We start from the raw sequence: 1175 nt of genomic DNA on the forward strand, positions 1-1175 counted from the left end.
GGCCACCCCGGTGCTCGACGACGGCCTGGCCGACGAGGTGGACGCGCTGGCCCGGCACTCGGGCGCCGAGGGCGAGTGGGGTCGGGCCGCGACCCTGTTCCGCGACGCCGCCCGACTGACTGCCGACCCGCTGCTGCGCGACGAACGCCTCACGCGGTCGGTCGACGCGCTCGTCGCCGCAGGTGATTGCGGAGGTGCGGCGGCGCTGGTGCCTGCAGTGGAGAACCTCCGCGAAACTCCCTTGCGCAACGCGGTTCTGGCCTACCTGGCGATTCTGCGCGGCCGGGCCACCGAGGCCGAACTCCGGCTGAGACGGGCCTGGGACATCGTCAACATCGACCGCGACAACGACACCGCCGCACTCATCGCGCAGCGCTATGTGCTGCACACTCTCGTCCAATGCCGGGGCGAACAACTGGTCAGCTGGGCCGACCGCGCGCTGGCCCTGGCCTCACCAGACTCCCCCGCTTCTGTCGAGGCCGCCGCGATCCGCGGCCTGGGCCTGCTCGCGGCCGGGCAACCGAAACGCGCGGCCACCGCATACGACGAGCTGCACGCACAGGTACGCCACGGCGCGCAGGCGCAACGCGTGGTGATGGGTCGCGGCTGGGTGCAACTGGTGCGCGACGACGTCGAGGCGGCGCGCACCAGCCTGGAGAGCGCGGTGGCGGCCGCGGCGCTGGGCGGTTCCACCCGGATCACGTTGTGGGCGTACGCATGGCTGGCACGCACCCAGTTCGTGCTCGGCGAGTGGGATGCGGCGCTGACGAACGTCGAGCACGGTCGTCGCCTCGCCGGCTCCAGCGGAATCGTCTTGGCGACACCGCTTCTGGAGTGGACCGCGGGGCAGATCGCCGCACTGCGCGGGAACTGGGCGGGCGCCCAGGTGGCCGCGGCGGCCGCCGACGGCGGCGCCGGCGAGTACGCGATGATGCGGATCCCGGCGCTGCTGGTACGCGCGAACATCGCCGAGGCGCAAGCCGATTACGCCGCGGTACGCCGTGCGTTGGAGCCGCTGACCAGACAGGCGGCGGGCACCTCGCTCCAGGAGCCGGGCTACTGGCCGTGGGTCGACGCCCTGGCCAACGCGTTGGTGCTGACCGGCGATCTGCAGGGCGCCGACGACTTCCTGCGCCCCCACGAACAACGCGCCCGGGCCCGCGGCCACCGCAGCG

The 1175-nt window shown here is 73.2% G+C and carries 1 pseudogene; it reads left to right on the forward strand.

Annotated features, from left to right (window positions below):
* Nucleotides 1–1175, forward strand: a pseudogene (locus MVA01S_RS29925) (helix-turn-helix transcriptional regulator); the annotation flags it as partial.

Source organism: Mycolicibacterium vaccae NBRC 14118 = CIP 105934 (assembly GCF_001552715.1).
GTDB classification, from domain to species: domain Bacteria; phylum Actinomycetota; class Actinomycetes; order Mycobacteriales; family Mycobacteriaceae; genus Mycobacterium; species Mycobacterium vaccae.